Source organism: Microbulbifer zhoushanensis (genome assembly GCF_021729055.1).
Classification (GTDB): Bacteria; Pseudomonadota; Gammaproteobacteria; order Pseudomonadales; family Cellvibrionaceae; genus Microbulbifer; species Microbulbifer zhoushanensis.
The window spans coordinates 123,750-137,637 of record NZ_JAJSAO010000008.1 but is presented as its reverse complement, the minus strand read 5'-3'; the positions used below and the strand labels follow the sequence as shown (position 1 = coordinate 137,637).

At 61.8% G+C, this 13,888-nt stretch carries 11 protein-coding genes; 3 read left to right on the top strand and 8 right to left on the bottom strand.

The window, feature by feature from the left end:
- Nucleotides 1–602: 602 nt before the first annotated feature.
- The 4 genes from LVD10_RS16480 to purM all read right to left on the bottom strand — a co-directional run bounded on the left by LVD10_RS16480 (nt 603) and on the right by purM (nt 4,866).
- Nucleotides 603–2,054: an OmpP1/FadL family transporter gene (locus tag LVD10_RS16480; protein ID WP_233005801.1), complete on the bottom strand. Its 1,452-nt coding sequence runs from the start codon at nt 2,052–2,054 to the stop codon at nt 603–605.
- 249 nt (nt 2,055–2,303) lie between these two features.
- Nucleotides 2,304–3,002, bottom strand: a complete 699-nt coding sequence (locus LVD10_RS16475; RefSeq protein WP_237064339.1) for a DUF3108 domain-containing protein — start codon at nt 3,000–3,002, stop codon at nt 2,304–2,306.
- A 146-nt stretch (nt 3,003–3,148) separates the two neighbouring features.
- Nucleotides 3,149–3,820: a phosphoribosylglycinamide formyltransferase gene (gene purN / locus LVD10_RS16470; protein WP_233005799.1), complete on the bottom strand. Its 672-nt coding sequence runs from the start codon at nt 3,818–3,820 to the stop codon at nt 3,149–3,151.
- Complete coding sequence (purM, locus tag LVD10_RS16465; protein WP_233005798.1) at nt 3,820–4,866, bottom strand: phosphoribosylformylglycinamidine cyclo-ligase; 1,047 nt, start codon at nt 4,864–4,866, stop codon at nt 3,820–3,822. The genes purN and purM overlap by 1 nt, the downstream gene beginning before the upstream one ends.
- Nucleotides 4,867–5,092: 226 nt before the next feature.
- Here purM and LVD10_RS16460 point away from each other — a divergent pair, with 226 nt between their 5' ends.
- Nucleotides 5,093–6,196: a DUF2066 domain-containing protein gene (locus tag LVD10_RS16460; RefSeq protein ID WP_233005797.1), complete on the top strand. Its 1,104-nt coding sequence runs from the start codon at nt 5,093–5,095 to the stop codon at nt 6,194–6,196.
- 1 nt (nt 6,197) lies between these two features.
- Entirely contained in the window at nt 6,198–6,923 is a 726-nt protein-coding gene (gene hda / locus LVD10_RS16455; RefSeq protein ID WP_237064338.1) for a DnaA regulatory inactivator Hda, read from the top strand.
- Between the two features lie 11 nt (nt 6,924–6,934).
- Here hda and LVD10_RS16450 read toward each other — a convergent pair whose 3' ends face one another.
- The 3 genes from LVD10_RS16450 to LVD10_RS16440 are packed head-to-tail and all read right to left on the bottom strand — an operon-like array spanning nt 6,935 to nt 10,736.
- Nucleotides 6,935–8,290 (bottom strand): MBL fold metallo-hydrolase RNA specificity domain-containing protein, encoded by a 1,356-nt coding sequence (locus LVD10_RS16450; RefSeq protein WP_233005795.1) that lies wholly within the window; start codon nt 8,288–8,290, stop codon nt 6,935–6,937.
- A complete protein-coding gene (locus tag LVD10_RS16445; protein ID WP_233005794.1) occupies nt 8,287–9,216 on the bottom strand; it encodes a ribose-phosphate diphosphokinase in 930 nt (309 codons plus the stop codon). The genes LVD10_RS16450 and LVD10_RS16445 overlap by 4 nt, the downstream gene beginning before the upstream one ends.
- Complete coding sequence (locus LVD10_RS16440; protein ID WP_233005793.1) at nt 9,213–10,736, bottom strand: thymidine phosphorylase family protein; 1,524 nt, start codon at nt 10,734–10,736, stop codon at nt 9,213–9,215. Before LVD10_RS16440 ends, LVD10_RS16445 begins: the two co-directional genes overlap by 4 nt.
- Before the next feature lie 201 nt (nt 10,737–10,937).
- Here LVD10_RS16440 and LVD10_RS16435 point away from each other — a divergent pair, with 201 nt between their 5' ends.
- Entirely contained in the window at nt 10,938–11,870 is a 933-nt protein-coding gene (locus tag LVD10_RS16435) for a universal stress protein (RefSeq protein WP_233005792.1), read from the top strand.
- A gap of 96 nt (nt 11,871–11,966) precedes the next feature.
- On the opposite strand, the gene LVD10_RS16430 is transcribed toward LVD10_RS16435, so the two are convergent.
- Nucleotides 11,967–13,886: a DUF885 domain-containing protein gene (locus LVD10_RS16430; RefSeq protein WP_233005791.1), complete on the bottom strand. Its 1,920-nt coding sequence runs from the start codon at nt 13,884–13,886 to the stop codon at nt 11,967–11,969.
- Nucleotides 13,887–13,888: the final 2 nt, after the last annotated feature.

Sequence of the window (13,888 nt, the reverse complement as noted above, 5' to 3'; positions counted from 1 at the left end):
TCCTGTACTTTTCCGGGCCAAAAAAAAACGCTCATTGATCGGTGCCTTTGGCACGGGTCAATGAGCGTCTTTGCTCGGCAGCTGGCAGGCTTGTGCCTGCCGTCAGTGTTCAGTTGTTGTTGCCCCTGTTTCCTATACTCCCGAATTCCGGTGTCTTGCCGGGTGTTGCCTTTCAGTTCACACCGCAAAAATCAGGGGGCATTGATTGGTGTGGCCAGGGCAGCAAAATTCATTCTTCACCGAAGCAAATTGCACAGATCGTGCCAAGGCTGCGGCCACTGCATGTTGAAGATGGGCTGGGACAGGCTCCTGAGGCTGGCCCCAGGTTGTTATATGGGCGCGGGAGCACGGGATTTCATGTGTTCCGGGGATGCTGCTGGTTGTGACAATGCCGCGTGCGGCAATCGTTGCAATGCATCGCGATGATATGGTCCCGGTGTACTGCGTTGCGGCCGCAAGCCTTAAGGTAGTGCGGAAGCGGGGGGCGCTGCCCGCTGATGGGGCATTGTGTGCCGGAGGGAAGGTGGGAATATCGCTGGCAACAAAACCAAAAAGGGCCGGACATCGCTGTCCGGCCCTTATGCTGGCTTCCGATCGGGGGATCAGAAGTTGTAGTTTACAGAAACACCAGCCAGCCAGGCTTCGATATTGGTGGTGCCGCCATCGAAGTAAGTAACCAGGGCTGTACCCGGGCCGACCAGTGAATCGGTCGGGATCACGCTGCCTTCCTGGATGGTTTCGTCGTCACCCCACAGGTAGGCAAAGCCGCCGTCAACCGACAACTGGTCGCTGAACTTGTAAGTGCCGCCGAAAGTCACCCACTGGCGATCGGTGTCCGGGATGGACAGGGTGCGCCAGGTGATCGGGCGGCCAAAGCTGGCGGTTTCCTCGTCAAACAGGCCGTCGCGTGCAGCGCCCTCGTCGTAGGCGTAGCCGATGCGCCAGGTGACTTCCTCACACGGGTAGTATTCGCCGGCGATGCTGTAACGCATGCCACTCTCGAAGTTCTCTTCCTTGATCAGCAGCGGATTGTAGGGCTCGGGGTCCACGCCGAACTTCTGGCCGGGGATGAAGCCCTCAAGGCGTTCGAAGTCATCCCAGTCGGTCCACATGGCACCCAGCGCCAGGCCCCACTGGCTGTTGAAGCGATGGTAGAAACCCAGCTCCAGGGTGTCGGGCAGGTCCAGGGTCAGGTTGGCGGATGCATTCCGCAGGCCGATACCACCCATATTGTTGGGCAGGGCCTGGGAATTGACATCACCTTCCAGCTCCGGGTCCAGCTCGGAGTGATAGGAGATACCGAAGCGGGATTGTTCATTGATCTGCCACAGGGCGCCCAGGGACCAGCCCACATCCCAGTCGTCACCCTCGAGGTCGAGGATGGTCAGTTCGGGGATACCGGACCCGTCGGGCAGGAAGAGCCCGGTCTGCTGGCTCAGGTTGCGCGGCACCTTGGTTTTCAGGGTGGCGTCGGCGTAGAGGAAGTTTACTGCAAGGCCGATACTGAACTGGTCGTTGAAGTTGTACGCCACCGAGGGTGCAATATTAACCGTCAGCAGTTCAGTTTTATCGGCAATATGGGTCACCAGCCAGTCCGGGTCGAAGTCGGTTTCCAGGCCGTAGTCGGTAAACATGCCCAGGCCGAAAGACCAGCAGTCATCAAAAGGAACTGCCAGGGCGAAGTCGGGGACAAAAGCATCGCTGGCGTAGTCGCTGGCAGTGTCGCGGAACGGGCCTACCTGGGCGAGCGGCACCGGCTGGCCGGTAACCGGGTTGGTGCCTACAACGGAAAAGTCGACCTCACCGGCGGCGTCAATTTCCGGGTTGACGTAGGTGACGCCCGCGGACAGTGAAATCCGGTCAAACAGAGCAGAACCGGCCGGGTTGCGGTTCAGGATGGCGGCATTGTCACCGATGGTGTTTTCCGCCGCGAACGCGCGGCCAAGGCCAGAAGGGTTGGTCTCCTGCAGGTAAAAACCCGCAGCCATGGTACCGCTGGAAGCGGTGCTGATTGCTGCAGCCAGAACTGCACGACGCAGAAGTTTCTTTTTCATGAGGTCCCACTCTGTTTTTAAATCGCGGATCACAAATGCATCACGCGACGACTGCGTGGCAGTTTCCGGCGCGCGATGGAGAACCCTGTTCAGGTTCCCGGGTTTGCAATTGATTCCCTGACCCGAAAATTCTAGCAGTGCCAGAATATTGTTTCAGGGGAGGCGGGCGACTTTATAAAGACAAAGAGGCGAAAAATCTATCATTTCGCGCCACTTTTTCTTTATTTTTACGAGTTGTTCGAAACTTTTTTATTGTTGGCGGGAAGAGTCTCTATGGGTGGAAAATTTGGTCAAGGAAATCTGGTAGGTTTCGCCATCTTCTTCCTGCATCAGTTTAACCAGCGCGTGATTCCACTCCGGGGCGAACCAGATATAAGTCGTGCGATCTGCACCTTCTTCGCGCACGCGTTCCACCTTGACCGTGTCCACGGGACCCAGTGGCGTCTGCAGCTTCTCGGTACCGGCAACGGCAAAACGATATGTGCGCACTCGCTTGCCATCGGCTACCTGATAGACGAGATCTTCCTTGCCGGCAGCCACATCCAGTGCCAGCTGCAGCTGGTAACTGATTTTGTCGTGGATATCCTTCGGGACATTCTCGAGCGTGCGGTCCGGCTTTGACACATTGACGACCCGGCCGTTTTCAAAATTCAGGGATGTGTGGCGATTGCGCCCGAGTCCGGTACGACGGTACTCATAGTGCCGGGGGGTAATGCTGGCATCGGCCAGGGAAAAGCGGGAGTGCTCGCGGATGTCGGCGAGGAAAGAATCCGCCCGGAAATCCAGCCGCCAGTTGTCTCCGGCGCCGGAGAGCTCGCGCCTGGCTTCTACCTTGATGCCGTTGTAACTGGCAGAGTAGGTGGCGGAGAAGGGCTCCAGGCCCTGGGCGCTGGCGGCCAGGGCCTGGCAGCTGAAAACGAGAAAAAGTACAAACTGTCGAACGGGCACGGCGATCTCCCTTTTCCTGGTGGCGTTCGCTGGGGCGGGGCATATCCGGTGGGCAAAACCTTGCCTGCCGGTGCCTGGGCCCTACGATAGCTTTGACCGCTGCCGGCTGCAAAAAGTGCCCGGGAGAGTCCCGGGCACGCAATCGCTCAGGTCCTGACCACGTTTCCTGTGGGGGGCAGGCGTTCGCCATCGAGTTCCGAATGGTCACCGACCATGCGCAGGCGCCCTTCGGCAAACCAGCTTACTGCGAGCGGGTAGATAACATGCTCCTGAGCCTGTACCCGTTGGGCCAGGCTCTGCGCGGTATCACCGGACTCGACGGGAATCACCGCCTGTACGATGGGTGGGCCGCCGTCCAGTTCCTCGGTGACAAAGTGCACGGTAACCCCGTGTTCGGCGTCGCCGGCGTCCAGAGCCCGCTGGTGGGTGTGCAGGCCCTGGTACTTGGGCAGGAGGGAAGGGTGGATATTCAGCAGGCGGCCGCTGTAATGGCGGACAAACGCCGGGGTGAGGATACGCATGAACCCGGCCAGCACCACCAGCTCGGCGCCATAACTGTCGATACTGTCGATCAGGGCGCGATCGAATGATTCCCGGTCTTCATAGTCCCGGTGGTTGACCACCGCCGCGGGAATGCCCGCCTCGCGGGCGCGGGTCAGGCCATAGGCCTCCGCCTTGTTACTGATCACCGCGCACAGCTCAAAGCTGGCATCGGTCGTTGCCGCCGCGTCGATCAGGGCCTGCAGGTTGGTGCCGCTGCCGGAAATCAGCACGGCCACCCGACATTTCTCCCGCGCCATCGGAGCCTTCTGCGTCATTAGAGCCCCGAGAGTTCCACGGCCTCGTCACCGGAGGCGGATTCGATGCTGCCAATAATGAAGGCTTCCTCGCCCGACTGGCGCAGGATCCCCAGGGCCTCGTCGGCCCGGTCGGCGGGGACACAGACCACCATGCCCACACCGCAGTTGAATGTGCGGTACATCTCGCGGCGGTCGATATTGCCGTTTTTGCGCAGCCACTCGAATACCGGGGGCATTTCCCAGCTGTTGGTATCGATGTGGGCGCAGGTGCCTTCCGGCAGCACGCGCGGCAGGTTTTCCAGCAAACCGCCGCCGGTGATGTGGCTCAGGGCGTTCACCTGCGATTTAGCGATCAGCTCGAGGAGGTTCTTGACGTAAATTCGGGTCGGGGCCATCAGCGCCTCGGCCAGCGTCACCCCGCCCATGTCCTGCTGCAGGTCGGCGCCGCTGACTTCCAGCACCTTGCGCACCAGGGAGTAGCCGTTGGAGTGGGGGCCGCTGGAGGCCAGGCCGATCAGCTTGTCGCCGGCAGCCACTTTGCTGCCATCGATGATGCCGGACTTCTCCACCACACCCACGCAGAAGCCTGCCAGGTCGTAGTCGTCGCCTTCGTACATCCCGGGCATCTCTGCGGTCTCACCGCCCACCAGGGCACAGCCGGCCAGCTCACAGCCACGGCCGATGCCATTGACAACCTCGGCCGCGATATCCACATTCAGCTTGCCGGTGGCGTAGTAATCCAGGAACAGCAGGGGCTCGGCACCGGCTACCACCAGGTCGTTCACGCACATGGCCACCAGGTCGATGCCGATGGTGTCGTGAATCCCCAGGTCCATCGCCAGGCGCAGCTTGGTGCCTACACCGTCGGTGCCCGATACCAGTACCGGCTCCTTATAGCCCTTGGGCAGCTCACACAGCGCCCCGAAACCGCCCAGGCCGCCCATCACTTCCGGGCGCTGGGTCCGCTTGGCGACATGCTTGATGCGGTCGACCAGGGCGTTGCCCGCGTCGATGTCGACACCGGCATCTTTATAACTGAGGGATTGGGGCTTGGAATCGCTCATGATTCTTCCTGCAATGGGCTTTCGAAGGGCGCGTATTCTAGAGGAATTTCGCCCAAATGTGCGAACTCGGGGCTGGGAGAAAAAACCGACACTGATACAATAGCCCCTCTGGCCCGGTTTGACCCGGGATCGATTCCGGCCCGCAGCCGTGCCGGCGCCCCTTTCCCGGGCCCGGTAGAGCGCGCTGGCCGGTCAACCGAATAAGTGGTTTGGGGGAGTTTGAGAGATGCAGATGCTGGTCCGGCGCGGTGTGGCAACAGCAGCGAAGTTGCTGGCCCTTGCCCTGTGCCTAACGATGTTGCCGGCGCAGGCTCGGGTGATTGCAGACCTTTACGAGGTGGCGGAGCCCGTTCCCAGCCGCAGTGCGAGTGACCGTGCGGCCGCGGCCAGCCGTGGCCTCGAGCAGGTTTTCGTGCGGGTTACCGGCGAGCCCTCAATTGCCGGTAGCGGCGTGTTGAGCCCGGTACTGCGGGAGGCGCAGTCCTTTATGCAGGGTTACCGCTATGTCACCGAGGAGGACGAGCTGTACGTGCAGCTGACCTTCGATCCCCAGGCGGTGGCGGCCAAGGTGCACGAACTGCAGCTGCCCATGTGGCCCAATAACCGTCCCGGCACGCTGGTGTGGCTGGCTGTGGACACCCTCGGGGAGGGACGCAGCTATCTGAGCGAGACCGAGTCGCCGGAAGTCTTTTCCGCCCTGGATGCCGCCGCTATCGCCCGCGGCCTGCCGCTGGAATTCCCCGCACTCGACAGTACTGACCGGCGCGCCATGCCGCTGGGCAATCTCTGGGCCCAGGACGAGCGGGCGGCTAAAAGTGCCGCGGCGCGTTACCAGCCCGATGCGAGCCTGATGGGGCGCGTGCTGCAGCTGTCCCAGGGGCGTTGGCAGGGCAACTGGCTGCTGATCCACGGCGGCCGCAGCTATGCTTTTGACGCCACCGGGGATTCCCTGGAAACCGTGGCCCAGCAGGGGGTCAATGAGGCCGCCAACCTGCTGGCCCAGCGCTACGCGGTGCGCCCGGACGCCGGCGGTGGTGAATCCAGCTCCGTGGTCCTGGAGCTGGTGGGCGTGTCCACGTTTGCGGATTACAACGAGGCCTCGGCTTACCTTCGGGGCCTGGCCCAGGTCAGCCGGGCAGACCTGCTGCAGGTGGATGGCGACCGTATGCGTTTCGCCCTCAGTACCGGCGTGCCCATGCGGAACCTGCGCGATGCCCTGGCACTGAACCGCAAACTGCGGGCCGAGGCGGAACAGGACCCGATCGACCTCAATGGCTATCGCGCGCCCGCGGGCAGCGCGGAGAATCCCCTGCGTTATCGCTGGCAGTGAGATGAACAAGCAAAGCGGTGTGCCGCAGCAGCTGCCCCTGGGGGTATCGCTGCGCGATGACGCCACCTTCGACAATTTTTACCTGTCGCCGGAGGATCCCAACCGCCAGGTTGTGGCCGCCCTGCAGGGCTTTGCCGCCGGCAGCCTGCCGGAGCAGTTGATTTACCTCTGGGGTGAAGAGGGCTCCGGTGTCAGCCACCTGTTGCAGTCCGCCTGCCAGAGTGCTGAGGACAGCGGCCGGAGTTTCCAGTACCTGCCGCTGGGGGAACTCCTGCCGATGGATCCTGCCGTCATCCTCGATGGCCTGGAGGAAGTGGAGCTGCTGTGTATTGACGGTATGCACCTGCTGGAAGGGCAACCGCAGTGGCAGACGGCGCTGTTTCACCTGTTCAACCGGGTGCGCGATGCCGGCGGCCAGATGCTGCTGGGGGCACGGCGCTCGCCCCGTGGCCTTGAGCTGGAACTGGCTGACCTGGCCTCAAGGCTCCAGTGGGGGCTTACCTTCCAGCTGCAGCCCCTGAACGACAATGACAAGCTGGCGGCCCTGCGCCAGCGCAGCCGCCGGCGTGGCTTTGACCTCCCGGAAGATGTGGCGTTGTATATCCTGCACCGGGCACCACGCCACACCGGTGCCCTGTTTACCTGCCTGGAACAGCTGGACCGGGCCTCGCTGATGGCCAAGCGCAAAATCACCATTCCCTTTGTGAAGGAAGTCCTGAAGATCTGAGGGCCCCGGGGTTACAGGCGCAGGATCTGGCGATACTGTGCCACTTCAACCTCGAAGCGGGTGTGATCCTGCAGGTAGAGGCGCAGGCAGTCGGCGGCATCCGGCTCCCCGTGCACCAGCTGGATGGCGGTGCCTGGTTGCAGCTGTGAGGAGTGGAGCCAGCGACCCAGGTCCCGGTAGTCAGCATGTGCCGATAGTCCCTCTAGCATTTCCACCTGCGCCCGGCAGGGAATGTATTCCCCGTGAATCTTTACCGTACTGCTGCCGGCCATCAGCCGGGCACCCCGTGTACCGCCCGCCTGGTAACCGGCAAACAGGACCGTGGTGCGATGGTTGGGCAGCAGGCGCTTGAGGTGGTGCAGTACCCGGCCACCGGAGGCCATGCCGCTGCCGGCAATGATGATGTGGGGATACTGGATATTATCCAGTGCCTTGGATTCCTCGATTTCGCGGGTGTAGGTGACTCCCTCGCTCATGCGCCGGCACTCGGCCTTCGTCAGCCGGTGCAGTTCCGGGTAGCGGTTATAGATATGGGAGGCATCGATGGCCATGGGGCTGTCGAGAAAGATCGGCAGGCGCGGGATATCACCGGCCTCCATCGCCCGGACCAGCATATGTTGCAGTGTCTGCGCCCGACCCACGGCAAAGCTGGGAATCACCAGCACTCCCCCGCGACCCACAACCTCATTCACCACCCGGTTGAGCTCCTCCTGTATGTCCAGGTCCGGGTGGCGGCGGTCGCCGTAGGTGGATTCCAGCAACAGCAGGTCCAGGGCCGGCAGGGGATCGGGCGGGTACATCAGGACATCGTCGGGCCGGCCCACATCGCCGGAAAAGCCCACCCGCTTGCCGCCGGCCTCGAGGATGCCGCTGCCGGCGCCGAGGATATGGCCGGCGCTCTGCAGCCTGGCAGTGATCTCTCCAATGCGCACCGACTCGCCGAATGCGATCGGCTGGAACAGCTCCAGGCTGCGCTCGGCGGTCTCGCCATCGTAGAGGGGCTCCGGGTGGGCATGCTTGCCGAGCCGGTGGCGGGCATAGAAACGGGCATCTTCCTCCTGGATATGCCCGGCGTCCGGTAACAGGATGCTGCACAGGTCCACGGTGGCCGGATGGCAGAACACCGGGCCGCGGTAACCGAGCTGGTACAGTCGCGGGATATAGCCCGAGTGGTCCAGATGCGCATGGGTGAGCAGGATGCCGTCCAGGCCATGGATATCGAAGGCCGGTGGCTGCCAGTTCCGCTGCCGCAGCCACTTGTAGCCCTGGAACAGGCCGCAGTCGACCAGCAGACGGGTGTTGCCGTGCTCCACCAGGAATTTGGAACCGGTGACCGTCTGGGTGGCACCGAGAAAAAGCAGGTTCATGGGTTCGACTCCCGGTTACGGCCGGTAGCGGGATGTGACCCGGCCAGCAGTTCGTGCAGCGGCCCGGCGATTACTGGGGCCAGGTCGAAAGTGCAGTGGGGGCCCGGGATGCTGTTGCTGGTGTACAGCTGGTGTATCCCGCTTGCCTGCAGCTGCGCTTCGCAGTCACCGGCAAAAATCCCATGTACCGCGGCGCAGTGGATCTGGTCGATGCCGGCGTGCTGCAATGCCGCGGCCGTTTCCATCAATGTGTGGCCACTGGAGATGACATCGTCCACCAGCAGCGCCGGCCGGTTGCGGTAACCTGATACGTCGGGTACCTCCACTGATACCGCGCGATCACCGGTCCGGGTCTTTTCACAAACGACAAACGGCAGCCCGGTCTGCCCGGCCAGTGTGCTGACCCACTGGCGGCTCTCACTGTCCGGACCCACCAGTAAATAAGAGGACTCCTGTTGCTGCACCCAGTCGCCGATCGTACTGACGGCCGAGAGGGCGAATGCCGGGATGGAATAGATTTCGTCGAGGTGGTCATAGCGGTGCAGGTGAGGATCCACGGTAACCAGCCAATCCACCCGGGCGGAAATTTCCCGGGCAAAAACTCTTGAGGTGATGGCCTCGCCCTCCCGGAATCGCCGGTCCTGCCGCATGTAGCTGAGGTAGGGCGCCACCAGGCCGATCGTTGCCGCGCCCAGTTCACGGAGCGTGGCGGCGAGGAAAACCAGTGCCAGGTAACCGGGGTCCGGGTCACACAGGTTGGCGAGGATGATGCAGTCGCGGTTCTTTGGCGGCGTGTCCACCCGCAGGTAGGTTTCACCGTCGGGAAAGCGCCGTCGTGCCAGTTGAGCTGGTTCCGCGCCCAGTTGTGCGCACAGCGGGGCTGCGAGCGGCAGTCCTTCCTCGAGTGCGAATAGCAGTGGTTTCATGCTCCCTTCTCCGCGACCTCCGCGACGTAAAACAGTTTGTGGTTACGGCGGTAGTATTCCTGCGCGTAAGCCAGTTCCCCGGGAGAGTCGGCGAGCAAAGTGGCCATGGGTTGGCCTTCGGTTACGGGCTCGCCGATCTTTACGTGCAGCCGCAGCCCTGCCGCCGGGGAGGACGGGGCCCCGGCAAGTTTCGCCAGCTGCGCGAGGCGCCTGTTATCCATCGCTGCCAGTACCCCCGAGCGCCCGGCCCTGAGCGGGGCCCGGTGGCGGGCCTCACGAAACTCTTTCATTCCCCCCTGGGCGGCGCAGATCCGCTCAAATTGCCGCAGTGCCCGGCCGGATTCCAGTAGCTCGCGGGCTCGCAATTCGCAGCCCTGGTCGTCCTCGCCAGTAGCCATGGCCAGCAGTCGGGAGGCCAGCAAGACCGAGCGGTCCACCAGGTCCCCTGGCGCCTCTGCCCGGTTGTGTAGCACCGCCAGCACATCCCGCGCTTCCTCCACCGGGCCAATACCATAGCCAATTGGCTGGGTGCCGTCGGTGATGATGCAACGGAGATGCAGGCCCAGGTCTTCGGCCACTTCGGAGAAAAGTAGGGAAAGGCGTTGAGCCTGCTCCTGGTCACGCAGCTTGACCGTTGGCCCCACGGGCATATCAATCAGCACGTGGGTGGAACCGGCGGCCACTTTCTTGGACAGCACCGATGCCACCAGCTGTCCCTCACTGTCCAGGTTCAGTGCCCGCTCTATCCGGATCAGGATGTCGTCAGTCGGGCTCAGGCCAACCCGTCCACCCGCGGCCAGGCATGCCCCGGTATCAATGACTACCTGCTGCAGCTGGCGCAGGGACAGGTCCACTTCGGTCAGCACGGCCATGGTGTCCGCGGTGCCGGCGGGCGAGGTAATGGCGTGGGAAGAGGTCTTGGGAATTACCAGGCCGGCGGCACTGGCGATGGAAATCACGATCGGGGTGGTGCGGTTACCGGGCAGTCCGCCGATACAGTGTTTGTCGAAAATGCGTGGGAATTCCGGCCACTGCAGGCGGTTTCCGCTGCGGACCATGGCGTTGGTGAGGGCGCTGGTTTCCCGCCGGCTCACACCACCGGTGGCGCATGCGGTGAGGAAGGCGGCAATTTCGATATCGGAATACAACCGGTTACTGATGTCACGAATGATGCCACTGATTTCCGTCGCGTTCAGTTCGTTGCCATAAATTTTCTTGCGCAGGGCACTGAGTGAGTGGACCAGGGGCGCATGGCGGACCTCGACCTCCTGTCCGGGGGTAAGCCCGAGGAACTCCCAGGCGCCGTCAGAGAAGCCGATGACGCCTCCCGGCAGCACTTCGGCACTGACGGTATGGAGGGTGGCAATCAGGTTGCGACCGGCCGTTCGTACCTGCAGGCGCGTATTGGCCGTGAACCCCTCAGCCCGGCAGATAGCGCAGTCATCGCGCATGAACACAATCGGTTCCTCATGGGTGTTGATCCCCATCAGGTGCGCACGCAGGTACTGGTCACGTGCCATAGGCTGGATCCATGTCGCTGCTGTCTCCCCTGTTTGATGCCGCTGGCGCGCGCCACCGCGCAACCGCCTCCATACTGTCCGATACGGCTGGGAAATCCGGCCGCCCGGCCCTTTAATTGTGGCACCGGGAATTGTGGCGTCGGGCAAGAATCCGGCGCTCATGCGTATTTATTCAGTTTTCTGATCTTCTGGTTCTCCAATATGCAGAATCTTCATAAAGTGCTATTTGTAAGCCACGCGGTCGACGAGCCCAATGAAGGGCTCCACCAGGCCGTCAGTCTCGTCAGGAGTAGTGGTGCGGAGCTACATATCATGGCGGTGTGTCCGGCGCTGCCGGAGGCGTTCGGTGACTATGCCGACGCTTATGGGGACGGCCTGGCGGCCCGCGTGAAATCCTCCCTGGATTCGGTGCTGGCGGATGAGGGCCTGGCTGCTGACGACCTCCCCGTTTCCCTGCAGGTAGAGTGCGGCAGCACGCCGGCCGAGCGGGTGATCCACCGGGTGATAGATGAAGACTTCGACATGGTGATCAAGAATGTCGAGGGGCGCAGCCAGCGCAAGGGTTTCAAGGCCATGGACATGGAGTTACTGCGCAAATGTCCCTGCCCGGTCTGGTTGTGCCGGCCGGTACACCACGGTCGCAGCGATATCCGGGTACTGGTGGCAATAGACCCGGAGTGCGAGCAGGGGCATGCCTATGACCTGGCCATCCGCCTGCTGCGGCTGTCACGCGCACTGGCCGATTCCTGGGAGGGCACCTTACATATCGTTTCGTGCTGGGATTACGATGTGGATGCTTACTTGCGCCAGAACTTCCCGCTTGACCTGCCGGATGCGGAGATAGACCGGGTGGTGGAACAGGCCGGCGCCAAACACCGTGCCAAGCTGGATGTACTGATCCGTGCGGCCGGGATCGGTGGCCCGATGGAAATACATCACACCATCGCCAATCCGGCGCGTTTTATCCCGTTGCTGGTGGAGGAGAAAAAATTCGACCTGCTGGTGATGGGTACCGTAGCCCGCACAGGCATCCCCGGTTTTATCATGGGCAATACGGCGGAAAACATCCTGCAGAAAATCAGCTGTTCCCTGCTGGCACTGAAGCCGGGGGATTTCAAGTCACCGGTGCACTGAAAGCTGCGGGGAAATCCGCCGTGGAAAGTCTTTGGGAGCAATAGCAATAAAAAAGGCGGGCCCGGGGGCCCGCCTTTTGTTCACCGCTCTAAGGTGTTACGACTGTGCCTTTACTTCTGCGACCCACTCGTCCACCAGCTCCTCGAGCACATCGAGGGGCACGGCGCCGTTGGCCAGTACCGTGTCATGGAAGCCGCGGATATCGAACTGGTCACCGAGTTCCCGCCTGGCCTTTTCACGCAGCTCGATAATCTTCAGCATGCCAATCTTGTAGGCAGTGGCCTGTCCGGGCATCACGATGTAGCGCTCGATCGCCTTGACCTGGTCTCCCTTGGGGTTGGGGGTGTTCTCTCCCAGGTACTCGATTGCCTCTTCGCGGGTCCACTTCTTGCTGTGGATGCCAGTGTCCACCACCAGGCGCGCGGCGCGCCACAGCTCCATGGCCAGGCGGCCAAAGTCGGAGTAGGGATCCTTGTAGAGGCCGATCTCCTTCGGCACCAGCTCGGAGTAGAGGCCCCAGCCCTCGGTGTAGGCGGTATAGCCACCGAACTTGCGGAACTTGGGAATGCCCTCCAGTTCCTGGGCGATGGACAGCTGCATGTGGTGGCCCGGGATACCTTCGTGATAGGCCAGCGCCTCCATCTGGTAGGTGGGCATGTCCGCAGTGTTGTATAGGTTGGCGTAGTAGATGCCCGGGCGCGAGCCGTCCGGTGCCGGGCGCTGGTAGAACGCCTTGCCCGCCGATTTCTCGCGGAAGGGTTCCACGGCCTTGACGACCAGGTCCGCTTCCGGCTTGGTGATGAACAATTCGTCCAGGCGGCCCTTCATGTTGTCGATGATTGCCGTGGCTTCCTTGAGGTAGCGCTTTTTCCCTTCCTCGGTATTCGGGTAGTAAAACTGCTCATCGGTGCGCATGAATTCGAAGAATTCCTGCAGGGTTCCGTCGAATTCCACCTGCTCCATGATCTCGCGCATTTCACCGTGAATACGCTCGACTTCGTCCAGGCCTTTCTGGTGGATTTCGTCGGCGGTCATGTCAGTGGTGGTATACACGTTCAGGCGATGTGCGTAGAAGTCATCGCCGTCCGGCAGTTTCCAGGCGCCGTCGTCTTTGGTGGCTTTTTTCTCCAGTTTACCCAGGTGGGCGATCAGCTTTTCATAAGCCGGCTGGGCGCTCTCCAGCAGGGCAGTTTGCGCCTGCTCCACCAGTGCCTGTTTCTTTTCTTCCGGAATTTCCAGCTTCTCAACCTTGCCCTTGAAGTCCTCAAACAGCGTGCTGTCTTCCCCGTCGGTGAAGGGGGCGCCGCTGATCAGGTTCTTGCCGTCGCTGATAACGTAGGGGAAAACGAACTTGGGTGGGATAACGCCGGCCTCGGCGCGTTCTTCCAGGTTGGCGATCAGCTGGTCAAAGTGACCGGGCAACGCGTTGAGGCGGGAGATGTAGGCCTCGGCATCCTCGACATCGTCGATACGGTGCTGGTTGATCAACAGGGATGCGACACCGGTGTGCACGGCATACATCTGGTTGACCGGGTAAGTGTGCAGTCGCCACTGGAAGCCCTCGATTTCCTCTTCCTTGTTGCGGACAGCCAGTTTCAGGCTCAGCGCGGTGGCATCGTCCAGTTGGCTGGAATCGATCTGTTTCAGTTCTTCCAGCTGGCGCTTCTGGATCTCCATGGTTTCCCGCTCGAATTCCGGCGAGAGATTGTCCCACTTGCCATAATCCTCATCATCGGTCTTGCCAAGGAAGGTCTTGAATTCCGGGCTGCGCTCCAGCAGCTCCTGGAAGTGGTCCTCAAACAGCTGGTTGGCCTTGGTTACCATCTCCTGGTTGACAGAAGAGTCGCTGGCGGATTCTGCTGCCGCGTCCGCAGTGTTGCCGTTGGGATTTGCGGTGCTGCTTTCGGCGGCTACCTCGGTTTCAGTGGTGGTGGGCTGGTTGTTTTCAGCCCGGTCACAGCCTGCCATTACCAGCGTGCTGATGGCAGCGGCAATCAGGGTCTTGTTGAACTGCATGT